Source organism: Halorhabdus sp. CBA1104 (assembly GCF_009690625.1).
Classification (GTDB): Archaea; Halobacteriota; Halobacteria; order Halobacteriales; family Haloarculaceae; genus Halorhabdus.
Genome location: NZ_CP033878.1, coordinates 586,366 through 612,660 on the forward strand (window position 1 = coordinate 586,366; position 26,295 = coordinate 612,660).

At 62.8% G+C, this 26,295-nt stretch carries 26 protein-coding genes; 16 read left to right on the top strand and 10 right to left on the bottom strand.

The window, feature by feature from the left end; translation table 11 throughout:
• Positions 1 to 12: 12 nt before the first annotated feature.
• Together Hrd1104_RS03115 and Hrd1104_RS03120 are read right to left on the bottom strand one after the other, a co-directional pair.
• Complete coding sequence (locus Hrd1104_RS03115; RefSeq protein WP_154551378.1) at positions 13 to 426, bottom strand: universal stress protein; 414 nt, start codon at positions 424 to 426, stop codon at positions 13 to 15.
• A gap of 138 nt (positions 427 to 564) precedes the next feature.
• A complete protein-coding gene (locus Hrd1104_RS03120; protein WP_154551379.1) occupies positions 565 to 1,596 on the bottom strand; it encodes a sensor histidine kinase KdpD in 1,032 nt (343 codons plus the stop codon).
• Between the two features lie 357 nt (positions 1,597 to 1,953).
• Between Hrd1104_RS03120 and Hrd1104_RS03125 the strand changes: the two genes are divergently transcribed.
• The 6 genes from Hrd1104_RS03125 to acs all read left to right on the top strand — a co-directional run bounded on the left by Hrd1104_RS03125 (position 1,954) and on the right by acs (position 9,998).
• Complete coding sequence (locus tag Hrd1104_RS03125; RefSeq protein WP_154551380.1) at positions 1,954 to 3,852, top strand: 2-oxoacid:acceptor oxidoreductase subunit alpha; 1,899 nt, start codon at positions 1,954 to 1,956, stop codon at positions 3,850 to 3,852.
• 2 nt (positions 3,853 to 3,854) lie between these two features.
• On the top strand, positions 3,855 to 4,790 hold the full coding sequence (locus Hrd1104_RS03130) for a thiamine pyrophosphate-dependent enzyme (protein WP_154551381.1): 936 nt from the start codon (positions 3,855 to 3,857) through the stop codon (positions 4,788 to 4,790).
• Positions 4,791 to 4,895: 105 nt separating this feature from the next.
• Positions 4,896 to 5,324 carry an HTH-type transcriptional regulator LrpA1 gene (gene lrpA1, locus Hrd1104_RS03135; protein ID WP_154551382.1) on the top strand — a complete coding sequence of 143 codons (429 nt, stop codon included), beginning with the start codon at positions 4,896 to 4,898 and terminating at the stop codon, positions 5,322 to 5,324.
• Positions 5,325 to 5,388: 64 nt separating this feature from the next.
• Entirely contained in the window at positions 5,389 to 6,951 is a 1,563-nt protein-coding gene (locus Hrd1104_RS03140; protein ID WP_154551383.1) for a DHH family phosphoesterase, read from the top strand.
• A gap of 63 nt (positions 6,952 to 7,014) precedes the next feature.
• On the top strand, positions 7,015 to 7,815 hold the full coding sequence (locus Hrd1104_RS03145; protein ID WP_154551384.1) for a CBS domain-containing protein: 801 nt from the start codon (positions 7,015 to 7,017) through the stop codon (positions 7,813 to 7,815).
• 170 nt (positions 7,816 to 7,985) lie between these two features.
• Entirely contained in the window at positions 7,986 to 9,998 is a 2,013-nt protein-coding gene (gene acs, locus Hrd1104_RS03150; protein WP_154551385.1) for an acetate--CoA ligase, read from the top strand.
• Positions 9,999 to 10,017: 19 nt separating this feature from the next.
• Here acs and Hrd1104_RS03155 read toward each other — a convergent pair whose 3' ends face one another.
• The 4 genes from Hrd1104_RS03155 to Hrd1104_RS03170 form a co-directional block, all read right to left on the bottom strand.
• Positions 10,018 to 10,290, bottom strand: coding sequence for a hypothetical protein (locus Hrd1104_RS03155; protein WP_154551386.1), 273 nt, complete (start codon positions 10,288 to 10,290; stop codon positions 10,018 to 10,020).
• 167 nt (positions 10,291 to 10,457) lie between these two features.
• Positions 10,458 to 12,221, bottom strand: coding sequence for a cytochrome c oxidase subunit I (locus Hrd1104_RS03160; RefSeq protein WP_154553180.1), 1,764 nt, complete (start codon positions 12,219 to 12,221; stop codon positions 10,458 to 10,460).
• Positions 12,222 to 12,375: 154 nt separating this feature from the next.
• A complete protein-coding gene (locus Hrd1104_RS03165) occupies positions 12,376 to 12,681 on the bottom strand; it encodes a DUF6684 family protein (protein WP_229770522.1) in 306 nt (101 codons plus the stop codon).
• A gap of 79 nt (positions 12,682 to 12,760) precedes the next feature.
• Positions 12,761 to 13,225, bottom strand: a complete 465-nt coding sequence (locus Hrd1104_RS03170; protein WP_229770523.1) for a cox cluster protein — start codon at positions 13,223 to 13,225, stop codon at positions 12,761 to 12,763.
• Between the two features lie 43 nt (positions 13,226 to 13,268).
• On the opposite strand from Hrd1104_RS03170, the gene Hrd1104_RS03175 reads away from it, so the two are divergent.
• The gene (locus Hrd1104_RS03175; protein WP_154551387.1) at positions 13,269 to 15,851 is read left to right on the top strand and encodes a hypothetical protein; all 2,583 of its coding nucleotides are present in this window, start codon (positions 13,269 to 13,271) and stop codon (positions 15,849 to 15,851) included.
• A 23-nt stretch (positions 15,852 to 15,874) separates the two neighbouring features.
• On the opposite strand, the gene Hrd1104_RS03180 is transcribed toward Hrd1104_RS03175, so the two are convergent.
• Positions 15,875 to 16,180 carry a hypothetical protein gene (locus Hrd1104_RS03180; RefSeq protein WP_154551388.1) on the bottom strand — a complete coding sequence of 102 codons (306 nt, stop codon included), beginning with the start codon at positions 16,178 to 16,180 and terminating at the stop codon, positions 15,875 to 15,877.
• Between the two features lie 164 nt (positions 16,181 to 16,344).
• On the opposite strand from Hrd1104_RS03180, the gene Hrd1104_RS03185 reads away from it, so the two are divergent.
• From Hrd1104_RS03185 to Hrd1104_RS03195, 3 genes are all read left to right on the top strand, one after another.
• Positions 16,345 to 17,724 carry an adenylosuccinate synthase gene (locus Hrd1104_RS03185; RefSeq protein WP_154551389.1) on the top strand — a complete coding sequence of 460 codons (1,380 nt, stop codon included), beginning with the start codon at positions 16,345 to 16,347 and terminating at the stop codon, positions 17,722 to 17,724.
• A 158-nt stretch (positions 17,725 to 17,882) separates the two neighbouring features.
• The gene (locus Hrd1104_RS03190) at positions 17,883 to 18,077 is read left to right on the top strand and encodes a methytransferase partner Trm112 (protein ID WP_154551390.1); all 195 of its coding nucleotides are present in this window, start codon (positions 17,883 to 17,885) and stop codon (positions 18,075 to 18,077) included.
• A 33-nt stretch (positions 18,078 to 18,110) separates the two neighbouring features.
• Positions 18,111 to 18,668 carry a hypothetical protein gene (locus Hrd1104_RS03195; RefSeq protein ID WP_154551391.1) on the top strand — a complete coding sequence of 186 codons (558 nt, stop codon included), beginning with the start codon at positions 18,111 to 18,113 and terminating at the stop codon, positions 18,666 to 18,668.
• Between the two features lie 6 nt (positions 18,669 to 18,674).
• On the opposite strand, the gene Hrd1104_RS03200 is transcribed toward Hrd1104_RS03195, so the two are convergent.
• Together Hrd1104_RS03200 and Hrd1104_RS03205 are read right to left on the bottom strand one after the other, a co-directional pair.
• Positions 18,675 to 19,784, bottom strand: a complete 1,110-nt coding sequence (locus Hrd1104_RS03200) for a DR2241 family protein (protein WP_154551392.1) — start codon at positions 19,782 to 19,784, stop codon at positions 18,675 to 18,677.
• Positions 19,785 to 19,885: 101 nt separating this feature from the next.
• Positions 19,886 to 20,755, bottom strand: coding sequence for a CbiX/SirB N-terminal domain-containing protein (locus Hrd1104_RS03205; RefSeq protein ID WP_154551393.1), 870 nt, complete (start codon positions 20,753 to 20,755; stop codon positions 19,886 to 19,888).
• Between the two features lie 77 nt (positions 20,756 to 20,832).
• Between Hrd1104_RS03205 and Hrd1104_RS03210 the strand changes: the two genes are divergently transcribed.
• The 4 genes from Hrd1104_RS03210 to corA all read left to right on the top strand — a co-directional run bounded on the left by Hrd1104_RS03210 (position 20,833) and on the right by corA (position 24,094).
• Complete coding sequence (locus Hrd1104_RS03210; protein WP_154551394.1) at positions 20,833 to 21,300, top strand: hypothetical protein; 468 nt, start codon at positions 20,833 to 20,835, stop codon at positions 21,298 to 21,300.
• Positions 21,301 to 21,410: 110 nt separating this feature from the next.
• Positions 21,411 to 22,901, top strand: coding sequence for a cysteine--tRNA ligase (gene cysS, locus Hrd1104_RS03215; protein WP_154551395.1), 1,491 nt, complete (start codon positions 21,411 to 21,413; stop codon positions 22,899 to 22,901).
• Positions 22,902 to 22,958: 57 nt separating this feature from the next.
• Positions 22,959 to 23,120, top strand: a complete 162-nt coding sequence (locus Hrd1104_RS13025; protein ID WP_195837620.1) for a hypothetical protein — start codon at positions 22,959 to 22,961, stop codon at positions 23,118 to 23,120.
• A complete protein-coding gene (gene corA / locus Hrd1104_RS03220) occupies positions 23,117 to 24,094 on the top strand; it encodes a magnesium/cobalt transporter CorA (RefSeq protein WP_154551396.1) in 978 nt (325 codons plus the stop codon). Before Hrd1104_RS13025 ends, corA begins: the two co-directional genes overlap by 4 nt.
• A gap of 23 nt (positions 24,095 to 24,117) precedes the next feature.
• Here the strand turns inward: corA and Hrd1104_RS03225 are convergent, their stop codons facing one another.
• Positions 24,118 to 25,359, bottom strand: a complete 1,242-nt coding sequence (locus tag Hrd1104_RS03225) for a tripartite tricarboxylate transporter permease (protein WP_154551397.1) — start codon at positions 25,357 to 25,359, stop codon at positions 24,118 to 24,120.
• Positions 25,360 to 25,456: 97 nt separating this feature from the next.
• Here Hrd1104_RS03225 and Hrd1104_RS03230 point away from each other — a divergent pair, with 97 nt between their 5' ends.
• Positions 25,457 to 26,020, top strand: a complete 564-nt coding sequence (locus Hrd1104_RS03230; protein WP_154551398.1) for a hypothetical protein — start codon at positions 25,457 to 25,459, stop codon at positions 26,018 to 26,020.
• 12 nt (positions 26,021 to 26,032) lie between these two features.
• Positions 26,033 to 26,242 carry a helix-turn-helix transcriptional regulator gene (locus Hrd1104_RS03235; RefSeq protein WP_154551399.1) on the top strand — a complete coding sequence of 70 codons (210 nt, stop codon included), beginning with the start codon at positions 26,033 to 26,035 and terminating at the stop codon, positions 26,240 to 26,242.
• The last annotated feature ends 53 nt before the right edge of the window (positions 26,243 to 26,295 follow it).

Genomic DNA, 26,295 nt, shown 5'->3' on the forward strand with positions numbered 1-26,295 from the left:
GGCCCAAGAGAGTCACGCAGAGAGTGTCCGTTGGGTCGCGCCGATCTTCTCCCTGTCGAGGCCGTGACGTCGGAGGTGTGTCGGCGTGACGTCCTCCAGACATGGAACCACGAGATCGACGTCCACCTCCGCCGCCATGGCGACGATCTCGTCTGTCGGGTCGCCGCGCCGACAGTGGCCTTCGACGTCAATTCCGCGACGCTTGCCGTCTTCGATGAGTGTCTGTACGTGTTGCTTGCCTTCGTCTTCACACTGGTCGATGACTATCTCGACGCTGCTCAACGCCGGCTCACCGTATCGACGCGTGTCGACGACGTACAGTACGTGAACCGTCGCCTCTATCTGCGCGGCCAGTTCGAGCGCTCGTGTTGTCACGGGCTCGGCCCGTTCGCTCCCGTCAGTCGCCACCAGTATCTCTGTAGTCATGTCCCGTCACATCGTGACGTAGGTAGCCTGTGAGCAAATACTTTGCGATTATTAATCATTAAGGTTTCGAAACGGCGACACACCGACCGTACGCTGGCTACAAGCCACGTTCTCGATGCAGGAACCCAGAGAGCCCGGTTACGCGGCGGGCAAGCTGATCGTGACGCTTGCCCCGTCGTCGGTATCGAATGTGAGCGTGCCGCCGTACGCATCGACGATCGTGTCCAATACCCACAGTCCGACGCCCGTTCCGTGTTCGAGTTGCGTGATTTCTGTGTCGTCTTCGAGAGGCGTGAGTTCGTGGTCGGGAATGCCAGGCCCGTCGTCCGTGATGGTAACTTCGACGCGGCCGTCCTCCCGGGAGCTAGTCACCCGAACGTTCTCGCCACCGTGAACGACTGCGTTTTCGATGGCCTCGTGTATCGCGACGGCGAGTTTGTCGTCGGCTCGGACCAGACAGTCCTCGGAGAGGTCGGTGTCGACCGTGGCGTCCGGATAGGCGTTCTGTATCTCTTCGACGACAGCGCCGACTGGCTCCGTGAGATCGACCGTCCGTTCCTCTGTGGGGTCGTGATCGACCGCCGCCTGGAACTGGCCGAGTTTGTCGTTCATTGTCGCCAACCCGTCTGCCGTTTCGGCGACGGTCGTTGCCATGTTCGCCAGTCGCTCGTCTTCGAGACTGGTCGCTAGCGTCTCGGCGTTGCCCAGCAAAATTTGGGCGTCGTTGCGGAGATTGTGCCTGACGATCCTGTTGAGCACTGCCAGTTTCTGGCGTTCCCGGGCTAGCTCACCGACCCTGATACGGCGCACGTCGTTGACGCCAATGAGGACGTGAGCGATGGCACTCACGCCCAGCACGTCGGCGATGACAGCCGCCGGTAGTGAGATCGACGGACTGGCAACGACGAGTCCGAGCACGAGAGCGAGGACCACGACGCCAAGCGCATTCCAGCCCGCCACCCGGATCACGTGGGCGGTCTGTAGCTCTTCGAAGGCGAACAAGCCAGCACCGGTCGCTACCAATAGCAGGCCGACCACAATCCCCAACCCGGCCAGCCCGAAATCGTAGATGCTCGGGAGCCCGGCCGTGGCGGCTGTCAGTGCAATGAGAAAGACGGCCATCCCAGTCGCACTCACTGACGCGCCCGCCAGGATTCGTTTGCTATCCATATTGATACGTGAGTGAGCCCAAAGTTAATGCTGGCGTCGGCAACTGGGAGTGTCTCTCTACGGAGCGACCTGGTAGTCTTGGCCGGACGAACAGCTCTGTCGACATGTGATACGCCCCCTCATTCGACCCGTAGAACGATCTCTGAGGGCTGTCGGCGGGTGTGTGCTTCGTGGTCCGTAACCGCCGCGTCAGCTTCTCAGCTCCCTCGATACCGGCACCCAGCAGCACGCCCGACACCGTTCGGTCTGTTCCTACGTAGGTATTATCACAATCATTCGGGAATTGACACAAGCCAAACCCTTTTGGTCGGTCCGTTCGTCCGTTCTGTACGGCACCATCTGGGCCGATGATATTCAATGACAGCACACGAACTCATCTGGCGAATCGCTGGCGGTTCCGGTGACGGAATCGACTCGACGAGCCAGAACTTCGCGAAAGCCCTGATGCGGGCAGGGCTGAACGTTTTCACCCATCGACACTATCCGTCCCGTATTCGTGGCGGCCACACGTACGTCGAAGTACGAGCCAAAGACGAGGAAGTCACCTCCCGGGGCGACGGGTACAACTTCCTGCTATCGCTCGGCGATAGTTTCGCTCGCAACCCTTCCGAGGATGCCTATTATGGCAACGAGGAACTGAAGCCACTCGCGGAGAACTTGGACGAACTCCGTGAGGGCGGTATCATCGTCTACGACACAGGATTGTTCGACGAGGACGAGGTTGCGGAACTGAATCTCGAAGAGCGTGCCGAGGAGAACGACTGGCACGTCTATCCGGTCAACCTTCGGGAACTCGCACGGGAACACGGCCGAGACGTCATGCGCAACACCGCTGGTGTCGGCGTCACGGCCGCGCTGCTCGACATGGACGTGTCGTTCTTCGAGGAACTGATCCGCCAGAACATGTCTGGCGACATCCAAGAAGACAATCTGAACGTCCTCGAAGACGCCTACGAGCGCGCCGAGGAGTTCGAGCACACTCACGATCTGACTGTTCCGACCGGCGAGAACGAACAGGAACTGGGCCTGATGAACGGCTCGAACGCCATCGCATACGGCGCTCTGGACGCCGGCTGTCGGTTCATCGCCGGCTACCCCATGACCCCGTGGACGGAAGTGTTCACGATCATGTCCCAGCACATGTCCGAGTTCGGTGGCATCGCCGAACAGGTCGAAGACGAGATCGCCGCCGCGGCCCTGGCACTGGGTGCGAGCCACACCGGGGTCAAGGCGATGTCGGGCTCTTCGGGTGGCGGATTCGCCCTGATGTCCGAACCGCTCGGTCTCGCCGAGATGACCGAGACGCCGATCGTCCTCGTCGAAGCCATGCGGGCTGGTCCCTCGACGGGCATGCCGACCAAGCCCGAGCAGGGCGACCTCGAACACGTTCTGTATACGAGCCAGGGCGACTCCAACCGTGTCGTCTTTGCTCCCGCTGGAATCAAGGAAGCCTACGAGCAGACCCGACTGGCCTTCGAGATCGCCTACGACTACCAGATCCCGGCGATCGTCGTCTACGACCAGAAGATCGAGGGCGAACTCCGGTCGGTCCCGATCGACTTCTTCGACCGGGAGCCGGATCCGGACGTTGGAGAGGTCCTCTCCGAGGAAGAGATCAAGGAGGCTGCCCACCACGAATCGGGCACCTTCAAACGCTTCGACTCCGAGGTCGAAGGCGGCGTCAGCCCGCGGACGGTCCCCGGCCAGGAAGGTGGCCGCCATCTCACGTCCGGGAACGAGACCAACGCGTACGGTCACATCGAGGAAGATCCGGACAACCGAGTCGCACAGATGGCCCGCCGGATGGGCAAACTCGACAGCATTCGTGAGGAACTCGACGAGAAAGACGCCTCCAATCAGGCCACTCGTGGCCCGGACGACGCCAACTACGGGATCATCACGTGGGGCAGCCAGCAAGGTACGGTCTTCGAGGCCGTCGACCGCCTGAACGAGAACGGCCAGGCAGTCAAGGCCCTCGGCGTCAGCGACCTGATGCCCTATCCCGAAACCGAGGTTACCGAGTTCCTCGAAAGCGTCGAGGAAGCTGTCGTCGTCGAGATGAACGCCAGTGGCCAGTTCAAGGGACTCACCCAGAAGGAACTCGGTCGCTTCGGCGACAAACTGTCGAGCCTCTTGAAGTACAACGGGAACCCCTTCGAACCCGCCGAGATCGTCGAGGGCTTCGAAGCGATCGTCGAGAACGAGCCGGAGGTCCCGGGGGATTCGACTACGTTCGTCCCAGCGGCAGGTGACTAATCATGAGTGCATTCAGCGCAATCGACCAGGATCGCGAGATTGACCCAGAAGAATATACACCCGGCATCGAACCGCAGGCGACCTGGTGTCCGGGCTGTGGTGACTTCAGCGTCCTCAAGGCGCTGAAGCAGGCGATGCCGGAAGTCGGCCGGACGCCCGAAGAAGTGCTGACGGTGACCGGTATCGGCTGTTCGAGCAAACTCAACTCCTACTTCGAGTCCTATGGCTTTCACTCGATTCACGGCCGGTCGCTGCCGATCGCCCGTGCAGCGAAACTCGCCAACCCGGCACTCGAAGTGGTTGCCGCCGGCGGTGACGGTGACGGCTACGGCATCGGTGGGAACCACTTCATCCACACGGCCCGTGAGAACCACGATATGACCTATATCGTGTTCAACAACGAGATCTTCGGGCTGACGAAAGGCCAGACGTCCCCGACCAGCCCCAAGGGCCACAAGTCAAAGACCCAGCCCCACGGCTCGGCGAAAGATCCGATCCGACCGCTGAGTTTGGGGCTGACCGCGGGTGCCTCTTATGTCGCCCGCACCGCCGCCACCAACCCGAACCAGGCGGCAGAAATCTTGGCGGAAGCCATCGAACACGACGGGTTCGCTCACGTCGACTTCCTGACCCAGTGTCCGACCTGGAACAAGGACGCCAAATCGTACGTCCCGTATACGGACGTCCAGCAGTCCGACGACTACGACTTCGACTACACTGATCGGGAAGAAGCGGCCCAGATGATGTACGAAGTCGAATCGAAACTCTACGAGGGCGAGGTCCTCACCGGTCGGTTCTACGTCGACGAGGACCGGCCGTCCTACACCGAGGAGAAGCAGGCTACCGGTGAGATGCCCGAGGAACCCCTGGCAGAGAAGTACTTCGACGACGACGCCGAGTGGAAGCGCAGCTACGACCTGCTGGAACACCACACGTAATCGCCGCGGCCCGTCTCGTGTGATGGGACGCGTTGCCGGCTGAAAAAGCCGGCCAGCCCTTTCACGTTCGGAAGATATTTTTCCACGTATCACAAAATCAGGTTCATGAGCGCCGAAGCGACGGCCGAGCGTATCCTGGACGTCTTAGAGGACGACGCCCAGGCCTCCTACGCCGAGATTGCAGACCGGGTAGGTGTCTCGAAGCCGACTGTCAGGAAGTACATTCAACAACTCGAAGACGATGGCGTCATCGTCGGGTATTCGGCAGACGTCGATCCCAAGAAACTCCCGAGTGAAAGTATTGCTATCGTCGGCGTGGACGTCGAGAGTGAGGCCTACGTCGAAGTATCCCGCGCGCTACAGGATGTCTCGGCGATCGAAGCGTTGTACACATCCAGTGGCGACCACACGCTGATGGCCGAGGTCCGTGCGACCGACGGCGACGCGCTTGGCGACGTCATCAACGACCAGATCGAGGCCCACGAGGGGGTTGCAGCCGTTCATCCGTCGTTTCTTCAAGAACGACTGAAGTGATCGTCCGGCGCGTGCCGGAGCCAGGAGGGAGGTTTTTAGGGGCTGTAGATCCCACGGTCGGGACATGCGCACCCGGCTGGTGGTGGGCTGTGGGAGACTCGGGGCGACGCTGATCGACACCCTGAGTGACCGTCCGGGCCGGGTCGTGGTCGTCGTCCCCGGCGAGCGCGCAACAGCGCTCCGCGAACGATTTCCGTCCGTCGACGTGACGGTTGAGGACCCGACAGAGCCTGGCGTCTTCGAAACGCTCCCCGACGCAGACAGCGTCCTCGTTGCCGGGGACGACCCCGCACGGAACCTCGAAACGGCCGAACTCGCACGCGACGCTTTCCCAGCGGCGTTTCTTCTGGCGTACGCCGGTCTGGAACCACCGGCCGACATTCGTCAGTCGTTGGCCAATCTGGCCGACCGTCTCGTCGACCCTCCCGCTGTCTTCGAGACGTTTCTGACCGAACGCGTCGAGACCGGCGAGACGACGATGCACGAGCTGCGCAAAGTGGTGGCCGATATTGACGGTCCGCTGGCTGTCGTGATGCACGACAATCCCGATCCCGATGCGATCGCCAGCGCCGTCGCATTACGGCGTCTCATCGAGTATTTCGGCTGTTCGGCACAGGCCTGTTACTACGGGTCGATCAACCATCAGGAGAATCGGGCGATGGTCAACCTCCTCGAATACGAGCTTCGGAACCTCGATGCCGAGTCGGACCTCACCGAATTCGGTGGCTTCGCCTTGGTCGATCACGCCCGACCCGGTGTCAACGATGGCCTGCCCGAGGACACGCCCGTCGATATCGTGATCGACCACCATCCGCCACGTGGGCCAGTCAGCGCTCGGTTCGCGGATCTCCGAAGCGATGCCGGCGCGACGAGTACGCTACTGGTCGATTACTACCGCCGACTCGGGGTCGATATCGAGCCGGCTGTCGCAACCGGCCTCTTGTTCGGCATCCGTGTCGACACCGACGAGTTCAGTCGGGAAGTCTCGGTCGCGGACTTCGAGGCCGGTGCTGAACTCCTGGCGAACGCCGATCTGGGCAGGTTGGAACGCGTCGAGAATCCAAGCGTCAGTTCCGACACCGTAGAGACCATCGCTGCAGCGATCAGGCGTCGACAACGCCACGGCTCGGTCCTGTTGAGTGGCGTGGGGGCGATCAACGACCGCGATACGCTGGCACAGGCCGCTGATCGGCTCCTCAATCTCGAAGAGATCACGACGACCCTCGTGTATGGAATCATCGACGGGACGGTCTACATCTCGGCGCGCTCTCGTGGAACCGATCTCGACCTCGGTGAGACGCTGCGGGCTGCGTTCGGACAGATCGGGAGTGCCGGCGGCCATGCGGAGATGGCGGGGGCACAGATCGAACTGGGGGTACTGGAATCGATCGACGGTGACGACCCTTCTCTCGTGGATATCGTCGACGAGCTGGTTGCCGATCAGTTTCTGGACGTATTGGATTTACATCCTTCGCGGGCGTCCCTGGGGACCTACGGGCAAAGCGACGAATCAGCAGTCGACGTGCCCGAAAGTGACAGCTGGGTCACCGGTGGGTCCGAACCGGATCGCCGTGAGTCCAACGTAGGCGAGTGGCGTGTTCGAGACACCCAACCGGATGAGGAATAGCCACTGTCGGTCCCGCGGGCGCTGGCGAGGGATTTTTCAACCGAGACACCATCAGTGACGACGATGGCCAGTGCTGATACTTCGTCGACTGTCGAGGAATACATGACCCACGAGGTCGCGACAGTCGCCCCGGACGAGACGGTAGGTGAGGTCGCACGACGGATCGCCGAGAGTGGCGATCACAGCGGATTTCCGGTTTGTACCGGACGAGAAGTGCAGGGATTTGTGAGCGCAAGCGATCTCCTCCTCGCTGATGAGTCGGTGACGATCGAGACGGTGATGTCGACCGATCTGATGGTCGGCCACCCCGAGATGGATGTCGACGACGCGGCCCGCGTCATTCTGCGATCGGGCATCCAGCGTCTGCCAGTCGTCGACGACGACGGAGACTTGGTTGGCATCATCACGAATACTGACGTCCTTCGCAGCCAGATCGAGCGAGCGACCCCCGAGAAGGTCGACGAGCTCCGAGAGACGATCGAGGACGTCCACGACGCCGAAACCGGCCAGGAACGTCGCGTCGTCTCACTATCTACCCTCAAGCCGACCCAGACGAAAGTCTACGGGGACGAACTCGAAGGCCGTATGTACGAAATCGAGCGGGGCTTGGCTGAACCGCTCGTGGTTATCGACAACGCCGGTGAGCTGTTGTTGGCCGACGGCCACCACCGGACCACCGCTGCTGTCGAACTCGGAACCGAAGAAATGGACGCCTACGTCATCACCATCGACGAACCAGTCGACTTAGAGATGGCCAAGACGGCCGAGGACGAAGACATGACTTCGATCGAAGACATCACGATCGTCGACTACGCCCGTCACCCACTCGTCGAGCAGACCGAACGGTACCAGGACGACGAGTGACTGTCTTCGCGCGTCTGATCCACCGCGAGTTGGCTCTGCCCTGACGGTCTCCGATTCGTGGCGGTTTCGCGTCGCCCGATACCTGCGGGTACGATCCTGATACCAGGGAATGTCGCCGCTTTGCTGACGCTCATGTAGCTGAGTGTGCAGGTCACTGTCGTGAGTTACTAATGAATGATAATGATGGAGTGGGGCTGGAAGCACGGTTGTCGGATCGGAACTATCATCGGCCGCCGCCACGGTTCGTCGGCCAGGCAAATGCCAGCGATCCAGCGATCTACGATCGTGTCGGGGACTTTCCCGACGGATTCGAGGCATACGCCGACTTGCTAACGTGGGAGACACGGTGGGACGAGACTTTCGACGGAAGTGATCCGCCGTTCTTCGAGTGGTTTGTCGGGGGCTCACTCAACGCGTCGGTAAACTGCGTCGATCGACACCTTGCCGACCGGAAGAACCAGGCTGCACTCATCTGGGAGGGTGAAGACGGTGAGCAACGGACCGTGACGTACCAGGACCTCCACCGCCGGGTCAACGAGGTTGCAGCGACCCTCCGTGAAGTCGGTGTGTCCGAAGACGACGTTGTGACGCTTCACCTCCCGATGGTGCCAGCCTTGCCGATCACGATGCTCGCGTGTGCCCGGATCGGGGCCGTCCACTCGGTGGTGTTTGCCGGCTTCTCGGCGAACGCCCTGGCCGACCGGCTGGCCGACGCCGACAGCGATGTACTTGTGACGATCGATGGCTATTATCGCCGCGGAGAGTGGCTCGATCACAAGGACAAAGCCGATCAGGCCCTCGCTGATTCGGCTACCGACGTCGAAACGGCTCTGCTGTGGTCCCGCCACGACGATCTCGAAGCGGGGGTCGAACTCGCGGGCGAAGATCCGTACGTCCTCGTCGACGACGTTCTCGCCGAGAAAGCGGGTGCCGACGTTCAGCCGGTCGCCCGCGATGCCGAAGATCCGCTGTTCCTGATGTATACGTCGGGGACGACGGGCAAGCCCAAAGGCTGCCAGCACCGGACTGGTGGGTACCTTGCCTACGCTGCGGGCACCTCGAAGTACGTGCTGGATATCAAGCCGACGGATACCTACTGGTGTGGTGCAGACATCGGCTGGATCACCGGCCACTCGTATATCGTGTATGGCCCGCTGGCACTCGGTACGACCAGCCTCATGTACGAAGGTGCCCCGGATTTCCCCGACCGATCGCGAACCTGGGAGATTGCCGAACGCTACGACGTCGACATTTTCCATACGTCACCGACGGCGATCAGGCAGTTCATGAAGTGGGGCAGCGACCACCTCGCGGGACACGACTTCGACTTTCGCCATCTCACGACCGTCGGTGAACCGATCCAGCCCGAAGCCTGGGAGTGGTACTACGAGCACGTCGGCGACGCCGAGGCGGTTGTCGTCGATACCTGGTGGCAAACCGAGACTGGCGGCCACCTGATCACGAATCTCCCGGCGCTTGCCGACATGAAGCCAGGCAGCGCGGGCCGCCCGTGCCCGGGGATCCAGCCCGCCCTTTACGAGGACGATGGGACACACATCGAACCCGAGAGTGGCCGGGCCGGCAATCTGGTGATCGAACGGCCCTGGCCGGGCATGCTCCAGACGGTCTATGGCGACGACGAGCGATTCATCGCCGAGTACTGGCAGCGCTTTTCGGACACTGAGAGTGACGACTGGCGCGAGTGGGTCTACGAGACCGGCGACGGTGCAGTCCACGGCCAGGATGGGTACTACCGCATTCTCGGCCGACTCGATGACGTGATGAACGTTGCCGGTCACCGCCTCGGGACGATGGAACTGGAAAGTGCCGTCACGGAAGTCCAAGCCGTTGCCGAGGCCGCTGTCGTCGCTCGTGAGGATACCGAGCGCGGCCACGTGCCGGACGTTTATGTCGTCCTTCGGGACGGCGACGAGGCCGGTGCGGACGTCCGCAAGCAGGTCGTCGCGGCCGTCGAAGACCAGATCGGTGCCTTCGCCCGCCCCGATCGTGTGTTGTTCGTCTCTGATCTGCCGAAAACCCGCTCGGGGAAGATCATGCGACGAGTTTTGGAGAACATCTCAAACAGCGAGGACCTCGGCGACACGACGACGCTGCGGGACCCAACGGTCCCCGAGCAGATCCGGAAACAGGTCCAAACGGGCGGCCAACCGCCGCGAACCTAGAGCCGACTGCTGGGCTGGACTACTCGCTTCCGGGCTCGTGCGTGTCGAACCGTGCGGCGACGTACGCGACGGCACCCAACAGGACACCGAGAGCAAGGGCAACTGTACTCATTCCGTACGCGGCCATGCCCAGCGGGGAGGCCGGGAGTGACACCACGCCAAACAGTACCGGATCGACGATATCCGGTCGTGTGGCTCCGAGGATCGCCCCCATCAGTCCGGCGATAGCGATGACCACGAGATAGATGGCGATAACGACTCGGCGGCCCCTGTTGACAGTCCTAATTGACACAGCCACACTACGTGCCGGAGCCGATTAGGCTTTTCACGTCCCGACCAAAGAGCCGGTATGGAAGAGAAAGAACTCTTGTTTGTGGCACTGGTTGCGATCGCGCTGATGATGGGCATCGCCGCGTTCGTTCTCGTGATCGGGTGAAAAATGCGACAAGAGTGACTCGCTTACTCGTCGGTTTCGCGGCGCGGCGGGTCGTCGGTTGCTGTGGGCTGTTGGCCGCCATCAGTAACGGCCTGTTGTTGGCCGCCGTCGGCTGCAGTGAGCCGGTCGGCGTGCCAGCCGAACTCACGGGTGTACAGCCCGGACTGCTTGAGATCCCACGGGTCGGCGTCGGTCACCTTCGGGGCGTCGAGCCACGAGGAGACGACGTTCCAGACGAAGATCAGTTGCCCGATCAGGAGGATGACCGCGCCGACGGTCGCGGCTTGGTGGAGCAGTGTTTGGGCCTCGAGTGGGCCGACCGTGACCATATCGTAGCTCGCGTATCGGCGCGGCATCTGCATGTACCCGAGCAACAGCATCGCGAAGAAGGTCACGTTGGTGCCGATCATCGACAGCCAGAAGTGCCACTTCGCCAAGGTCCGCTGGTACATCTTCCCCGTGAAGATGGGGAACCAGTAGTAGATGCCCGCGAACACCGCGAAGGCGATCGCCCCCATGACGATGTAGTGGAAGTGCCCGACGACGTAGTAGGTGTCGTGGAGAACGAGATTGACCGGAATGGCAGCCAGGAAGACACCGGTCACGCCACCGATGATGAAATTCGAGATGAATCCGATCGAGAACAGCATCGGTGCCGCCAGTCTAATTCGGCCGTTCCACATCGTCGTGATCCAGTTGAACGTCTTCACGGCGCTGGGTATCGCAATGGCGAGTGACACTGCCATGAACGAGGCTCGCAGGCGTGGATCGATCCCGGTCGAGAACATGTGGTGGGCCCAGACGCCAAAGGAGAGCACCCCAATCGCCAGCGTCGAGTAGACGACGAACTTGAACCCGAACAGTTTCCGGCCGGCAAAGCGCGGAATGATGTAGCTGATCAGGCCCATCGGGGGGAGCACGAGGATGTACACTTCCGGATGGCCAAAGAACCAAAAGAGGTGTTGCCAGAGGATCGGGCCGCCACCTTCTCCGACCGCGTAGAACAGCGTCCCGAGGTTCCGATCGAGCAACAGCATGACGATGGCACTGCCAAGCAGCGGGAACGCGAAGAGGATCAGTCCCGACTGGGTGAGCATCGTCCAGGAGAAAATGTCGAGGTTGGCCCAGCTGACATCATCACCACGTTCGGTGAAGATTGTCACGATGAAGTTGATCGCCCCCATCGTCGCCGAGACGCCAGTCAGGTGCAACCCCAGAAGCATGAGGTCCGCGCCGACGTGGGCCTGTTCGACCGATAGCGGCGTGTACATCGTCCAGCTGGTCTGGGCGGGTGCGATCCCGGGGACGAGAAAGCCACCCCAGATGAGGAGCGCGCCGGGGGGCAACAACCAGAACGCGATGGCGTTGATCCGCGGGAAGGCCATGTCGTCGGCCCCGATCAACAACGGCACGAAGTAGTTCCCGAAGGCCGCGATGATCGGCGTACCGAACAAAAACAGCATCGTGATGCCGTGACTCGTCAGCAACGCGTTGTAGAACTGGGGACTAACCACGTCCGATGCTGGCGTGATCAGTTCGAACCGCATGACCATCACCATCAGTCCACCGATCGCCAGCGCGAGGAGTGCGAAGACGCCGTAGAGAATGCCGATGTCCTTGTGATCGACGGTCGTGAGCCACCTGGTCACACCCGAGGGCTTTTCGCGGTGGCCGTATCCGGTATCCTCGCCGACGGCGACGGCGCCGCCACCGGCCAGGGGCGTGTATCGCCGCCAATCCTCGATCCGCGTGAGGATCGCAGCGACCCCGACCAGGACGAGCCCCATCAGCACCGTCAACGCGAGCTGCTGTCCTGCCATAGACGTCAGTCAGCGTGGGCCGTACAAAAAGTGTGTGTTGGCGGCACCATTCCCTTACGTGACCGTCCCCTGATATTGAGGGGTTTTATCGTGGCTGTTCGGCGAACGGAAAATACTGTCTTCACGGTCGTCCGTTGTCGCCACACTCTCCCGTTTCACTCCCGTGTTTCGGGGAGTACGCCCGGGGCTCTTCGGATTCGCCATCGCGTTCAGCGTTGGCGATCGCCCGGCCGGAGTAGTAGGTCAAGATGGTGAGCAGGACCATCATCGTACCGACGATCCCCAGTTGCAGGCCGGATGTGACGCTGTTCCAGCCGAAGGGGCTGGCGACGATGAACGCGACGAAGAAGAACACGAGCATCCCCAACGGAATGACGTTGACGGTCAGATCGAGTAGGGTCTCGTGGTCGAGCGGACCGATTTCCATGCCCGAACGTTCGGCAGTACGGATAAATAGACTGTTGGAACCGGAAATCGCGCCGTCCCAGCGCTCACTCACTCCGCGTTCACTCCGCCAGAGAGCCAGCGATCCCGATGGCGACCAGAATCGCGCCACTCCCAACGACTGCGAGCCCTCGCCCCACGATGCCGTTCGGATCGGTCACGACGCCGAGGACATCTAGGGTTGCGGGGTCAACCTGACTTGCCACCATTCCGACGCCTAAGAGGCCGAATGCGACGCCGAGGCCGGCAAGGGGCCGCCAGAGGCGCTTCGCGTAGCCCGACTCGACGAGGATACCGGCAACACTCCCGCCGAGCAACAGCAGGCCGCCGACGGCGACCGCGAAGTAGCCGACGAAGATACCCAGCTCCGCGAGCGCGAAGCCGAGCGCGATGAACACCGGCCAGGGGCTCGCGCGGCGAAACTCTCCCGTTGCCTTGGCCTGCTCGCTCATACTCCTGGTTGGCTTGCCGACCGGAAAGGTCCGTCGGAGGCGGCCGGTCTGGCGGGGATCGACGCTGCACGGCACGCGGGCGCAAAGTATATGGCTCGCATGGGACTTGTTCGTCACAATGACCACACAAGCCATCGAGCGAGTCGAGCAGTGGGAGACCCGCTCGTTCGAGGGAGGCTATCGGGGGCTGCAGACGCTCACAGACCGGGAGTTTTCCGGCGTTGTTCGGGCCACCGGCGGCACGCTCTGTATGCTCAACGGTACTGTCGTCGGCATCGTCGGTGGATCTATCGACGATTTCGAAGATGCCGATGGGACCGCGTATACCGCCCCGACGCCGGCCCTTCCCCTGCTGATCGTCATGCAAGAGCGCAGCGACGAGGTTCGAGGGAAGTACTACACCGAGGATACGCCACTTTCGAAGGTCGACTCGACGCTCTCGGACGGCGGATTCACGGGTTTCATCCAACTTTCCGAGAACGTTCTCAGCGGGGATTACTACGTCGTCTATCACAGTGGCCGCTCGATGAGCGTTGCCTTCGTCGGTGAGAGTGCCCAGTTGCTCGTCGAAGACGAGGCTTTCCAGCGGGCCGACGACGAAGTGGGGATCTACGAGGTTCGGCCGGTCGATATCGAACCAGTCGAGATCCCCGAGCCCGAGACGCCGCCTGCGTCCTCAGCCGAGGCTGCCGCCGGGTCCTCGGACACACCGGCGGCTGAGGACGAGGATTCTGACGTGCCCGTCTCCGCTGACACTGACGCCGAGGCGGCCAACGATACCGCACCCGACGATTCCGAGCCGGATCCGGCCGACCCCGCGGAAACGCCAACCGACGAGACAGCAACGCCGTCGACGGTCCAAGAGCCCGACACCACCGGTGGGCAGCCCGAAGCCGCCACGTCAGATGGGGCTGTCTCGACCGAACGTGCTCGGACAGACGACTCGACCAGTGAGCCAACTGCCGAGTCGAGGAGCGAGACCGGAACGGACGCCAACGCTGCAGCAAGGACGGAACCGGTCGCACAAGACAGTGAGTCGGCGGCGGGCGAATCGGCTCCCCCCGAGACGGCGGCTGAATCGCCCACGACGGAGACCGATCCCGAATCGACGACGCCTGCCGAAACGGCTACCCAGGAGCGCCTCGACGGAGCGGACCGACGCGCACAAGGGTCCACAGCGGCGGCCGAGTCGACACGACCGACGACGGAAACCGACACGGACACGCCGGAGAGAACGACGACTGATCGTCCGTCGGGGGATCGCGACCAGTCGGCGGACACGGCCACCGAAGGGCCTGCTTCGTCCGGGCAGTCGCCGACGGCCGACCAGCGACGGGAGACCGGAACGAGCGGTGCCGATCGTCCGGCCGACCGGTCTCCGTCCCGTTCCGGTGGATCGCCCTCGTCCGGGGAGGCTGTCGAATTAGAAACCCGGACGCTTCCATCACTGGATCCCGACCGCACTTGGAACGGCGACGAGCGCGAGCGCCAGCCCGAGGTCCCGACTGGGGAGTCAGCCAACCTACCATCAACCAGCGAACCCGAACCGGCAAACGAGCACCGTTCAAGCGGCCAGAGTGAAGCCACCGAGGCGAGCCAATCCACGGACACGGCCACGGCTGGCACGTCTGAGAAGCAACAACCCAACGCGGCGGCCCCCCCGTCAAGTGAGTCCGAATCAGCCACCGAGCCCGAACCCGAGCCACAAGCTGAGACCGAGACGGTCGCGGCGCTTCGAGAAACCATCGCGGACCGTGAACAGCGCATCGAAACCCTCGAAGCGAATCTCGAAACGACTCGACGGGAACGTGACGAACTCGAAACCGAGCGTGACGACCTACAGGCACAAGTAGAGCGATTGGAGGACGAACTGTCCGAACTCCGTGAGGAACTGTCTGATCTCCGTGAGGAACGGGAGATGCTCTCATCCCAACTCGAGGCCCACGACGGCACCGACGGCGAGACCCCCGAACGACGGCTCGGACAGCAGGAGGCCTTAGATGGTACTGACTTGTTTGTCAGATACGCCTCGAAAGGGGAGCCGACGCTGAAATCAGCCTACGAGAACGGCGCTACACGGGCCGACGTCAACCAAAACCTCGATGTCGAATCCCACACCCAGTTCGAGACGGAGGGGACGGTCGTTTCCGGGGATTCCTTCGAATCGTTCTTACACAGTACTGTCGAGCATCGCTACGTTTCGTGGATCGTCCGGCAGCTACTCTTCGAGATACGCGATACGGGACACCAGGACGCGCTTGCAGACCTCTACGACGCGTTGCCCCGGATCGACCGGATCGAACTCAACGGCACGACGGCTGTCGAATACACGGAAGACGGTCAGACGAAACGGTCACAGGAATCTTTCGACGTGGTGTTGCGTGACCGGATGGGCAACCCACTGATCGTCGCAAACATCAACGATTCCCGACAGGCTGCCACCGAAGACCAGATGTCCTCGCTGGTCACGGCCGCCACTCGCATCGGCGAATCGAACGCCAGCCTCGCCGCGGCGATGTTCGTCACGTCGAGTTTCTTCGAACCCGGTGCTCTGGAGACGGCTGCCGACGCGACTGGTGGCGGTCTCCTGAGCCGAGACAAACGGGAGAGTTACGTCAAAATCTCCCGCAAGCAGGGCTTTCACCTCTGTCTGGTCGAAGCGCGCGAAGAACAGTTCCACATGGCTGTCCCCGAACTGTGAGTCAACGGGTAGAACCGTCCCGATTAACTCTCGACTTGGGCCGCGTCCTCGATCTTCATGCCTTCCAGTTTCTCGATCGTCTGATCGACTTTCTCGTCGAGGTCGTCGACGAATTCCTGGGTCTGCTCGGTCGTGATCGCTCCCTGGCTGGACGGCTCGATGAGGTTCTCTTCTTCGAGTACGCGAAGCGAGTACCGCACCTTGTGATGCGGGTAGCCTGTCTCGTTGGACATCTTCACGATGCCGATCGGTTCATTCTCGATGACCATCCGCAGAACCTGCAGATGTCGCTCCAGCATGTCCACTTCTTTCTCAAGCCTATCTATCATGGCACGTGTTAACTTGTGTTCGGAGGGTTTAAAGGTTGTTGTCCGTCCACGAAGAATTTCCTCGTGTGAGCTTGAGTGAGCGGGGATATAACCCTTGTGATAGAGTCACTACCAGAGCTACGGGACCGAAATCGGTTTATCGGGAGGGAAAAAACCCGGAGATAATGACTGTCACGATTGTCGGGTCGCAGTTAGGCGACGAAGGGAAGGGCCGCGTTGTCGACCTCTACAGCGACGACGCCGATGTTGTCGTCCGTTATCAGGGCGGAGACAACGCCGGACACACCGTGTGTCATGCCGGCGAGGAGTACAAACTCTCACTCGTTCCCAGCGGTGCGATCCGGGGTAAAGTGGGCGTCCTCGGTAACGGCTGTGTCATCAATCCACGGACGCTGTTCGACGAACTGGAAATGCTCGCCGATCGTGGCCTCGACCCGGACGTTCGAGTCGCCGAGCGGGCACACGTCATTCTCCCGTTCCACCGCGTGCTCGACGGCATCGAGGAAGACGTCAAAAGCGAAGACGACCAGGAAGTCGGGACGACTGGCCGCGGCATCGGCCCGACCTACGAGGACAAGGCCGGCCGCCGCGGGGTCCGGATCGGTGACTTACTCGACCCCGCGGTCCTCCGCGAGCGCCTGGAGTATATCGTCCCGCAGAAACGAGCCGTCGTCGAGGACGTGTACGGTCTGGATCCAGACGGCTTCGAGGAGTATCCCAATGCCTTCGACATCGACGCACTGTTCGAGGAGTTCAGCGAGTACGGCCGCCGCATCGAACGTGCAGGCATGGCCGTCAATGCCGGGGCGTACCTTACTGACGCTCGCGAGTCGGGTAACAACCTCATGCTCGAAGGGGCTCAGGGGACGGTCATCGATATCGACCACGGCAACTATCCGTTCGTGACCTCCTCGAATCCGACCGCAGGTGGGGCGACAGTCGGCACCGGGCTCGCACCGGGCGTTATCGGTGACGGTGAAGTCATCGGGATCGTCAAGGCTTACCTCACGCGGGTCGGGAGCGGCCCCCTGCCGACAGAACTGGGCGGCGTCGTCGGTGACACGCCCGGCTACGACCAACAGGGTGATGGCGACGACGAGGAACTCGCGACGTACATTCGCGAGGCTGGCGACGAGTACGGCACTGTCACTGGCCGTCCGCGACGGGTCGGCTGGCTCGATCTGCCGATGTTGCGTCACTCGACCAGAGTGAGCGGCTTCACTGGACTGGCGATCAACCACGTCGATACGCTTGCCGGACTGGACGAACTGCAGGTCGCGACTGCCTACGAACTCGATGGCGACCGTGTGGAGACGATCCCTCCGACGACCGAGCGGTGGGCTGACTGTGAGCCCGTCTACCGACGCTTCGAGGGCTGGGAGGACCACGACTGGGACGCGATCGCCGAGGATGGCTACGAGGCGCTGCCGGAGAATGCCCGCACCTACCTGGAGTTCCTGAGCGACGATCTCGACGTCCCGATCTACGCGATCGGGATCGGCCCCTCGCGTGAGGATACGATCGTCCGCCAGCGCCCGTACTGAGTGGCCTCGATACTCGCGGTCGCTTGTCTCTGGACGGCCTCGGCGACATGCACGTCAGTGGAGTTGTGCCATCGCTGGCCCGGTGAGATGGGGACCGTCCTGCTTCAGCCTTCACGTCGAGCGGCACGCTTTTGGCCCGCGGGAGCCAGGCATGTGGTATGCACGAAGAGCTGATGGACATCATCTGCTGTCCGCTGGACAAACACGACCTCGAACTCGACGTGGCAGAACGCGAGGACGGCGAGATCGTCGCCGGCACGTTGACCTGCAACGAGTGTGGCGAAACGTACCCCATCGAAGACGGCATTCCGAACCTCCTCCCGCCTGATATGCGGGAGGATGCCCCGGCCTGAAGCTTTTTTACCAGTCCCTGCGGACTATCAGGTGTGGCTGATCCGCTTCCCGTCCACGTCAACCGTGAGCAACTCCACGACCTAGGGGTGCCTCCGTCTTACGAAACGACGGGAACGTTCCCAATCCGGCTGATCAATCACGGCGAACCGTCACACGTCCACCTCCACCTCGATGATTCCCTGTCTGACGTTGCGAGACTCGAAGCGACCAATCACTACGTCGACGGCAATCACGAACGCTTCGTTACGGTCTCAGTCCAGGACGGCGTTACCCAACGGGGCAAACTCAAGATCGTCAGCGGGTACGGGGCGACGACCCGGTACGTCGATATCGTGCTCACTGAACCCGAGGAGGCCAACGGCTCAGTCACGGTCGACGAGTCCTTAGCCCACCCCCAGCCCACCGAGCCGGAGTCCACTGACAGCGTCTTCGAAGCGAGTCCAGCACTCCCGGTGATTGGCCTGGCTCTCGTGGCTCTGGTGTTCGCCCTCGCTGTTGCCGTCCTCCTCAAACAGTTCGTCGTTGCGGTCGGCGCGGTCGCCGTTCTGATTGGTGTCCTCGTGGCCGGGTACGTCCTCGTTTTCGAGTGATAAAACTCACTCCGTCGTGTGCTCTTCGCTTGGGTCGCTTCCGTCAGCCATCTCGAACGCACCCGACGCGTCGCCCTCGAAGCGCTTGGCTCGAAGATATCGCGCTCGGTATCGGTTGGCACCCGCGCCAAGATCGGCTTCCCGAATCTGGTCAGTCTGGCCGTCGGCGACGGCGTCGACGATGGCTTCGAGCTGGTCGCGCTCGCTTGGCGTGAGTTCGATCTCGTAGGTCCGTGTCGCCTCGTCTTCGAGACTCGTCCACTCCTTGGCGGCAGCGACGAACAGCGAACACGGCTCTCGACAGGGGAACGACCCGTCACCTCGCGGCACGTCGAGTACCTCGTCTTCGGTTTCGTCCCACTCGCGTCGCTTGAGACACTCTGGGTCGACACAGCAGGCCTCGGCCGCCCACTCGAGGGCTTCGGACGGGAGTTCTGAGACCGACTGATACCGACCCGTCTGGCGCTGGGCGGCTTCGCGGTAGTGAGTCACGTCCAGGTCGCCCTCGCGCTCGCGATACCAGTTCTCGATCGTCGCCGGATACAACTCGCCCACAATCGAGAGTACGGCGTCGGGGCCGAGGTCGGGGAACACCCAGCCCCTTGGCAACGTCGGTGCGGTTTTGAGCGGTCGGTACCGATCACGGTCGTCGCGTCTGGCGATCGCCGTCGCGTCGTCCAGAGCCGTCTTGACTGCAAGCTCGCTGATGGGAACGTCCTGGTCGTCGACGTGCCGGACCTCGTATCGACGTGTCCCCTGGTCGGCCAGCCGCGCCGTCAGTAGCAGTTGCCCCCATTCCCGGCTCACGCCAGTTTCGAGGGCGTCGTAGCGTTCGGGGACCGTCGACTGCTCGCCCTCGCTTGCCCCTTCGAGCCACCGAAGAAACGCCCGTCCGGCCGATTGCTCGGGGGCGATGGCGTCCCAGTAGAACCAGTTGGTGACGGAGGCCGCCAGGGGGGCAGGCAGGTCCGCAAGCGTCCCGTCGGCGGCGACGGTCGTCGTTGATCCTTCTGTGGCCACGTGGAGCCTCTCTCCGTCCAGACGAGCCGAGAGTCCATCGAACTCGACGCCATCCGCTGCCGCTTTGGCAAGCGCCTCGACCGGATCGCGGTCCATACGCGTTCCAGGGCCGACAGCGGATAAAACACTCCGCCACCGGCAACTGTTCGCTGACACGCGCGGGTCATCTCGCCGTCGCTCCGGAGGTGGTCGCTCTCTCAACAGAACGATACGGTATCGTCGCCGCTTCGTTCAGGCTCGGTTCTAAGCCTATCGTTGACCTCGGCCCCGGCGTCGGCTGCCCGCTCGGCGACGACTTCGGCCAGCAACGGCTCTGTCCCGACGGCACCGGCATACCAGATCCGATGGCCGTCGACGGTAGCGGGCGTGTCCCAACCGGTCCGGTAATCGTCTGTCAGCCCCATGTCCTCGGGAATGTCCTCTTGGGTGTGATAGCCGTCAGCGATGAACAGGGGGACGACGACCACGTCACTACTCTCAAAGTAATCCGTCACGTCGTCGACTGCCGGCTCCTCGTCCATGAACAGCGCCTGGACCTCCCCAAAGCGGTCCCGAGCACGGATCCGATCGGCGTGATACCTGACGGCCTTCGCCGAGTTCTCGTTGCGTTCGGTGCCGTGGCCGACAACGGCCAGTCCGACACCCTCACCCACGTCGGGATCGCCGGTGACCGACTCCGCACGGCGGACGATCACGTCGCTCATCGCGTCGTGAGTCCCCACGGGGCCACAGTAGTGGACGGTCTGGGCGGTGTCTTGGGCCGAGAGCGTCGCCGCGACGGCGCTGGTCCCATCCGACTCCCAGCCGCTCCAGCCTGCAAGGCGGAACTCCCGGGGGATCACCTGCTCGGTGAAATACCCCTCACTGATGAACAGCGGCACCAGATAGATCTCCTCGCTGGGGACGGTCCGGAGGGCCTCCCGGAAGTGGGGCTGTTCCTTCCAGAAGGCGGGCTGGACGGTATCGAACGCCCCGGTCGCACGGAGCCGCCGGGCGTGCTCGTGGGCCGGCCGGCTCGACGCCGGATTGAGGTGGGAACCGTGGGCAGCGACGACGAGTGTGGGCATGGCCGGCTGTTGGCCGAGGGTCGTCTTAGCCGTTGGCCTACTGGGGATTTATGCGACTACCGGTCACACGGATGGATATGACGCTCGCAGAGCAGGCCCGAGAGGCCGTCCGGGCACGGCCGTTCGTCCACGAGGCGTTGCGGGCCGGGGTGATCAACTACTCTGCGGCCGCTCGGCTCCTCGACGTGGGCGAGGAAGATGCTGTCGCCGCCGCGCTCCGTCGGTACGGCGAGGAACTGGCCGACCGCGACGAACCGGACCGGTCGGCACGCGTCACGATGCACAGCGGGGTTGGCCGTGTCGAGGATGCCGACGACGGCCTCCTGATGGTCGGTGACGCGACGTTCGCCTCGGGAGAGGGGTCTCTGACGGCAGTGCTGGTCGATGGGGACGTCGACCCATCGTTGCTGACTCGTGTGTGCGCCCGCTTGGTGGCCGAAGACGTGGTTGTGCAAGCGGCGGGCGTCGCAGACGAATCGCTCGTCGTCTTGGTCGATCGCCGGGACGGCCCACAGGTCGTGCAGTTTCTCGAAGCACTGGTGTAGTGGGCGTCGCAACTGCCACTGCCGGCGAGGGAGGCGGTCCGCTCTCGCCACTGCAGTGTCGGGTCTCTCGATCCGACGGATTGAAACGCCCGCCGCCGAACCTTCAGCCAATGACCCTTCGCGTGACGAACACGCTTTCCGGGGAGAAAGAGGCCTTCGAGCCACGCGATTCCGACTCGGTACTGCTGTATTACTGTGGCTTGACGACCTCTGACCCGCCCCATCTCGGCCACGCCCGCGGGTGGGTTCACGTCGACGTCATGCACCGCTGGCTGGAGTGGCTCGGCTACGAGGTTCGCCACGTCGAGAACTTCACGGATGTCAACGAGAAGATCGTCGCCCGCGTCGGCGAAGCCGGTGAGAGCGAAGCTGACGTCGCTCGTACCTACATCCAGGACGTCATCCGGGACATGCGGTCGCTCAACCTCAAGCGGGCCGACGTCTATCCCCGTGTCTCCGAACACGTCCCCGAGATCATCGACCTCGTCGAGACGTTGATCGACCGGGGCTACGCCTACGAGACCAACGGTTCAGTGTACTTCGACGTGACTGAATTCGAGGACTACGGCACCCTCTCGAACCAGACTGTCGAGGAACTTGACGCCCAGGGTGATCCCGAAGAGCGTGGCGAGAAACGCCATCCCCAGGACTTCGCACTCTGGAAGGCCGACGGCGTCGCTCCCGAGGACATCGAGGAGCACCAACACCCCGAGGCTGCTTCCGCCGACGATGCCTGCCAGACGGCCCAGACGTGGGACTCACCGTGGGGCGAGGGGCGGCCAGGCTGGCACGTCGAGTGCTCGGCGATGAGTATGACCCATCTCGACGAGACCCTCGACATCCACGTCGGCGGCCAGGATCTCGTCTTTCCCCACCACGAAAACGAGGTCGCCCAGAGCGAGGCCGCGACTGGCCAGCCCTTCGCCAATTACTGGCTGCACGTCGGCCTGCTGGAAACGAAAGCGGAGAAGATGTCTTCCTCGCTGGGTAACTTCGCGACCGTCGAGGAAGCCATCGCGGCGTACGGCCCCGGCGTCGTGCGAACCTTCCTGTTGTCGACGGCCTATCACTCTCGGGCGACCTACAGCGACAAGACTCTCACGGAGGCAGAGGATCGATTCGAGCGCCTCAAGCGCGGCTACGAGCGGGCCCTCAAGGCGGCAGACAGCGTCGACGCGGGGACGAAAGTCGAAGCCGATGCTCTGCGGGAAGCCATCGAGGATACCCGCGAGGCGGTCCCCGAGGCGATGAACGACGACTTCAACACCCGTGAGGCGCTGGCCGCCCTAGAGGAACTGACCAACGCGGTCAACCGCCACGTCGACGAGCGAGAGGTTGCCGACTACCGTGGACTCCGGCGGGCGATCGAGACCTACGAAGCGTTCGGGGTCGAGGTGCTCGGATTGCCCCTTGGCGAGACAGGTGGCGACGGCGGCGACGTTCGACTGGCCGAGGATCTCGTTGAACTCGTATTGGACGTTCGCGAAGCCGAACGCGAAGCCGGCAACTACGAACGTGCCGACGACCTTCGGGACGAACTCGCTGCCCTGGGCGTCGAAGTCCAGGATAGCGACGACGGGCCGACGTACCGATTGCCCTGAGGCGAGTTGCTATCGCCGCGGGCGAACGCTTTTTTAGCAGCCTGCCGAGAAGCGGGTATGCGTCTGCTGATCGTCGGAAGTGTCCGCTCTGCGCTCGGGATCGGTGCGTCTCTGGCGGGGCTGTTCGTGACCCATCCCGGTCGTGAGCTCTCGGGGACGAGCGTGATAGGCGGGGTGACGTTGTTGGCGATCGGTCGTGCCACGGGGGGTGCGCCGTGATCGACACGCTCGTCTACGACGGCACTGGGGTCGAGGCCCACGCGGATCTCGACGCCGCGCGGGCGGCAGCAGGCACCACCTGGGTCCACGTCAGCGAGGCGACGACCGCCGAGATCGATACCGTCGCCGAGGCCTTTTCTCTCCACGCGCTGGCGGTCGAGGACGTCCAGAACAACGTTCGTGCGAAGGCAGAGGAGTTCGACACCCATACCTTCGCGCTGGTCAAGACGGCCCGCCTGACTCGTGGGGAGACAACGTTCGAGGAAGAAATCGACGACGAACCGGTCGGTATCTTCATCGGCGACGACTGGCTGGTGACTGTCGCAACCGGCAGTGCCGACGTGATCGGTCGTGTTCAGGCATCCGTTCGTCGGGGCGACGAGCGATTGCTCGAACGTGGGCCTGACTTCACTGCCTACCGCGTCTTCGACGCAATTGTCGACGAATACTTCGAGATCCTCGATCACCTCGAAACGAAGATCGAGAGCATCGAGGACGAGGTCGTCGAGTCGCCGGACGTTGGGCTCCTCGAAGACATAAACAGCGTCAGGCGTGAACTCCTCTCCTTTCGGAAAGTCGTCTGGCCGGTCCGGGAAACACTGGCCGTTCTCGCTCGTGGTGACGCACACGGGATCAGAGCGGACTCCGAGAAGTACTATCGAGACGTCTACGACCACCTGATTCAGTTGGTCGATCTCATCGAAACGTATCGCGACCTGATCGTCGGCACACGAGATATCTACCTGAACGCCCTCTCTCAGTCCACCAACGAGGTCATGAAGGTGTTGACGGTCGTGGCTACGATTTTCATTCCGCTCACCTTTGTCGTCGGCGTCTACGGCATGAACTTCTCGGGTGGTCCGTACAACATGCCCGAACTGTCCTGGCGCTTTGGGTACCCGGCCGTTTTGATCGGTATGGCGATCGTCGCAGGTCTGATGGTGGTGTACTTTCGGCGACAGTCCTACCTCTGAGCGGGACTGTGGCTCGCTCGCGGTCAGACGCCGAGGATGAGTGGACCGAGCAACACGCCCATCAGCGAGACGCGTCGGGCACCCAGACGCGCCGGAATCAGTCCGACCACGGTACTCACGATGAAGACGGCGACCCCGACCGGGCCGGCAAACAGCGCACAGAGCACGACCAACGCGCCGAGGACGGCAATCGAGAGCCGGGCGTGGTCGAGTCTCCGGACGGTCCGGAGATACCAGTCCCCCACGACGACCACGAGCACGAACCCGATCGCTGCCGCGATCAACACGGCAGCCAGCAGGAGCGGCCACGAGAGGGGGGCACCGGATCGATCGAGCGCGACCAAGACACCAGTCCGGGGATTGCCAAACGCGATCAACGCACACAGGGCAAACAGCGTATTCGACGTGTTCACGCCGCTGGTCGTGACGACGAACCCACGAGTGCCCTGGTTCGTTGGTGTACTCACCAGAGCGAGCGTGGCTGCGACGGCACTGGAGACGCCAGGCAGGTAACCCACGATCGCGCCCGAGACCGTCCCGAGGAAGGCGAGCCCGCCTATCGAGCGCTGTGTCGTCCGGACTGTCGGGTCGTCCTGGGGTGGGATCCCCGCCCCGCGCATGGCGTCGAGCAATACCGGCGCACCGAACAGCCCGGCAAACAGCGGCGCGAGCATACTCCCGATCGGCAGTATCCCCTCGGCGGGGACGTCCAGAGTCAGAACGCCCAGGACGGCACTTGCGGTGAACGAGAGTAGCGCGGCCCGCCTGGCGTGGGCTGTCGGCTCCGTAGCGATCACCCCCGCGGCGATCGCCGTCAGGACGACCGGCAGATGGGCCGCGAGTGTGGGATAGATCCGAAGCATGGCGAGGGTCACCGGGACAGCGAGTGGCAGTGCAAAGACGACGGCCAGGCCACTGCCCAGTGCCGACAGCCGGAGCGCTTCACGCCCGCGGCCGGCCAGTACCAGCCGGTGGCTCGGGAGTGCGCTGGCGGCCATCGCTGGATCGGGGACGCCAAGGGCCAGCGCGGGGACGAAATCGAGGAAGGTGTGGACGACGCCAGCGGCGAGCATCGCCGCTCCGACCAGGCGTGGCGGGGCGGGGACGCTGGGTGCGACCGCGGCGAGCAGCAAGGCGAAGTTGTTCGCGTGCAGCCCCGGCGTCAGCCCGCTGATCGTCCCCAGACAGATTCCACCGGCGATAGCTGCGACGGCGACTGCGGTTGCCTCTGGGGCGAACGCGACTCTGACGCCGAGGTCGAGCACGGGACCCGTTGGTCGCCCACTCACGGATAAAGACGCGGGAGCACCTGGCCGACATGATGGAAAGTTACATTAACATCACGGTAAACAAATATAACATATGAACCGCAATATGTGGGTATCGATCGGTTTGTTCGCCGTCGGGATACTGGCGTTTGGGGCCGGGTACGCGCTGGTACTGGAATCGAGCCTCAGCTATCTGCCGGGAGTCGGCTTGACGCTCGTGGGTGGTGCTTTCATCGGCCTGGCGGGAGCGGCTGCCTTCCGCTTGCGGACGGGCACGGTCTCGCGACGACGGACGCTAGCGCTCGTGGCGACGTTTCTGGGCGTTGGCGTGGGATCAGTCGCGATCACGCCAGTTCTCGGCTCGGGCGACCTCGCTCGAAAAGCATTTCTGGTGTTTTTCATTCCAGCGGTCGTCTACTGGGTCCACAAGCGTGAGCGAGAGACGACTGTCACCCAGACCGACGAGCGGATACAACTACTCGCGTACAAGGCCGCGTTCTGGGTGCTGATGGGAGTCGTGTTGTTGGGCGGAGTGTTACTGTGGGCACGAGACGTCGGGCTGTACACGTTCTCGGGAGAGACGATACTGGCGGGGATCACCGGTATCGGTCTGTTCGGGTGGTACGGCGCGTTTCGCTACCTGCAGACACACAATTGACGGGTTGGACGCATGGATAACGACATCGAAGTTCGACGGGTCAAGCACGATCTGACCCAGGAGGACCTCGCCAAAGCCCTCGACGTGACACGCCAGACCATCGGTGCGATCGAACAGGGTCGCTACGACCCCCGTCTCGAACTGGCTTTCGACCTCGCAGACTTTTTCGACACGACGGTTGATGACCTGTTTTGGCGCGAAGACGCGCCCGAGACAGCGTGACTGCCGGCCGCGCGACGACTGGTCGGTGCCGGCCGAAAGCGACTCGTTAAGTG

Bases quoted from the DNA above. Each gene is read 5' to 3' on its own strand.
- Hrd1104_RS03115 (WP_154551378.1), bottom strand. From the start codon at position 426: ATGACTACAGAGATACTGGTGGCGACTGACGGGAGCGAACGGGCCGAG.
- Hrd1104_RS03120 (WP_154551379.1), bottom strand. From the start codon at position 1,596: ATGGATAGCAAACGAATCCTGGCGGGCGCGTCAGTGAGTGCGACTGGG.
- Hrd1104_RS03125 (WP_154551380.1), top strand. From the start codon at position 1,954: ATGACAGCACACGAACTCATCTGGCGAATCGCTGGCGGTTCCGGTGAC.
- Hrd1104_RS03130 (WP_154551381.1), top strand. From the start codon at position 3,855: ATGAGTGCATTCAGCGCAATCGACCAGGATCGCGAGATTGACCCAGAA.
- lrpA1 (WP_154551382.1), top strand. From the start codon at position 4,896: ATGAGCGCCGAAGCGACGGCCGAGCGTATCCTGGACGTCTTAGAGGAC.
- Hrd1104_RS03140 (WP_154551383.1), top strand. From the start codon at position 5,389: ATGCGCACCCGGCTGGTGGTGGGCTGTGGGAGACTCGGGGCGACGCTG.
- Hrd1104_RS03145 (WP_154551384.1), top strand. From the start codon at position 7,015: ATGGCCAGTGCTGATACTTCGTCGACTGTCGAGGAATACATGACCCAC.
- acs (WP_154551385.1), top strand. From the start codon at position 7,986: ATGAATGATAATGATGGAGTGGGGCTGGAAGCACGGTTGTCGGATCGG.
- Hrd1104_RS03160 (WP_154553180.1), bottom strand. From the start codon at position 12,221: ATGGGGCTCGTCCTGGTCGGGGTCGCTGCGATCCTCACGCGGATCGAG.
- Hrd1104_RS03165 (WP_229770522.1), bottom strand. From the start codon at position 12,681: ATGGAAATCGGTCCGCTCGACCACGAGACCCTACTCGATCTGACCGTC.
- Hrd1104_RS03175 (WP_154551387.1), top strand. From the start codon at position 13,269: ATGACCACACAAGCCATCGAGCGAGTCGAGCAGTGGGAGACCCGCTCG.
- Hrd1104_RS03180 (WP_154551388.1), bottom strand. From the start codon at position 16,180: ATGATAGATAGGCTTGAGAAAGAAGTGGACATGCTGGAGCGACATCTG.
- Hrd1104_RS03185 (WP_154551389.1), top strand. From the start codon at position 16,345: ATGACTGTCACGATTGTCGGGTCGCAGTTAGGCGACGAAGGGAAGGGC.
- Hrd1104_RS03190 (WP_154551390.1), top strand. From the start codon at position 17,883: ATGCACGAAGAGCTGATGGACATCATCTGCTGTCCGCTGGACAAACAC.
- Hrd1104_RS03200 (WP_154551392.1), bottom strand. From the start codon at position 19,784: ATGGACCGCGATCCGGTCGAGGCGCTTGCCAAAGCGGCAGCGGATGGC.
- Hrd1104_RS03205 (WP_154551393.1), bottom strand. From the start codon at position 20,755: ATGCCCACACTCGTCGTCGCTGCCCACGGTTCCCACCTCAATCCGGCG.
- Hrd1104_RS03210 (WP_154551394.1), top strand. From the start codon at position 20,833: ATGACGCTCGCAGAGCAGGCCCGAGAGGCCGTCCGGGCACGGCCGTTC.
- cysS (WP_154551395.1), top strand. From the start codon at position 21,411: ATGACCCTTCGCGTGACGAACACGCTTTCCGGGGAGAAAGAGGCCTTC.
- Hrd1104_RS13025 (WP_195837620.1), top strand. From the start codon at position 22,959: ATGCGTCTGCTGATCGTCGGAAGTGTCCGCTCTGCGCTCGGGATCGGT.
- Hrd1104_RS03230 (WP_154551398.1), top strand. From the start codon at position 25,457: ATGAACCGCAATATGTGGGTATCGATCGGTTTGTTCGCCGTCGGGATA.
- Hrd1104_RS03235 (WP_154551399.1), top strand. From the start codon at position 26,033: ATGGATAACGACATCGAAGTTCGACGGGTCAAGCACGATCTGACCCAG.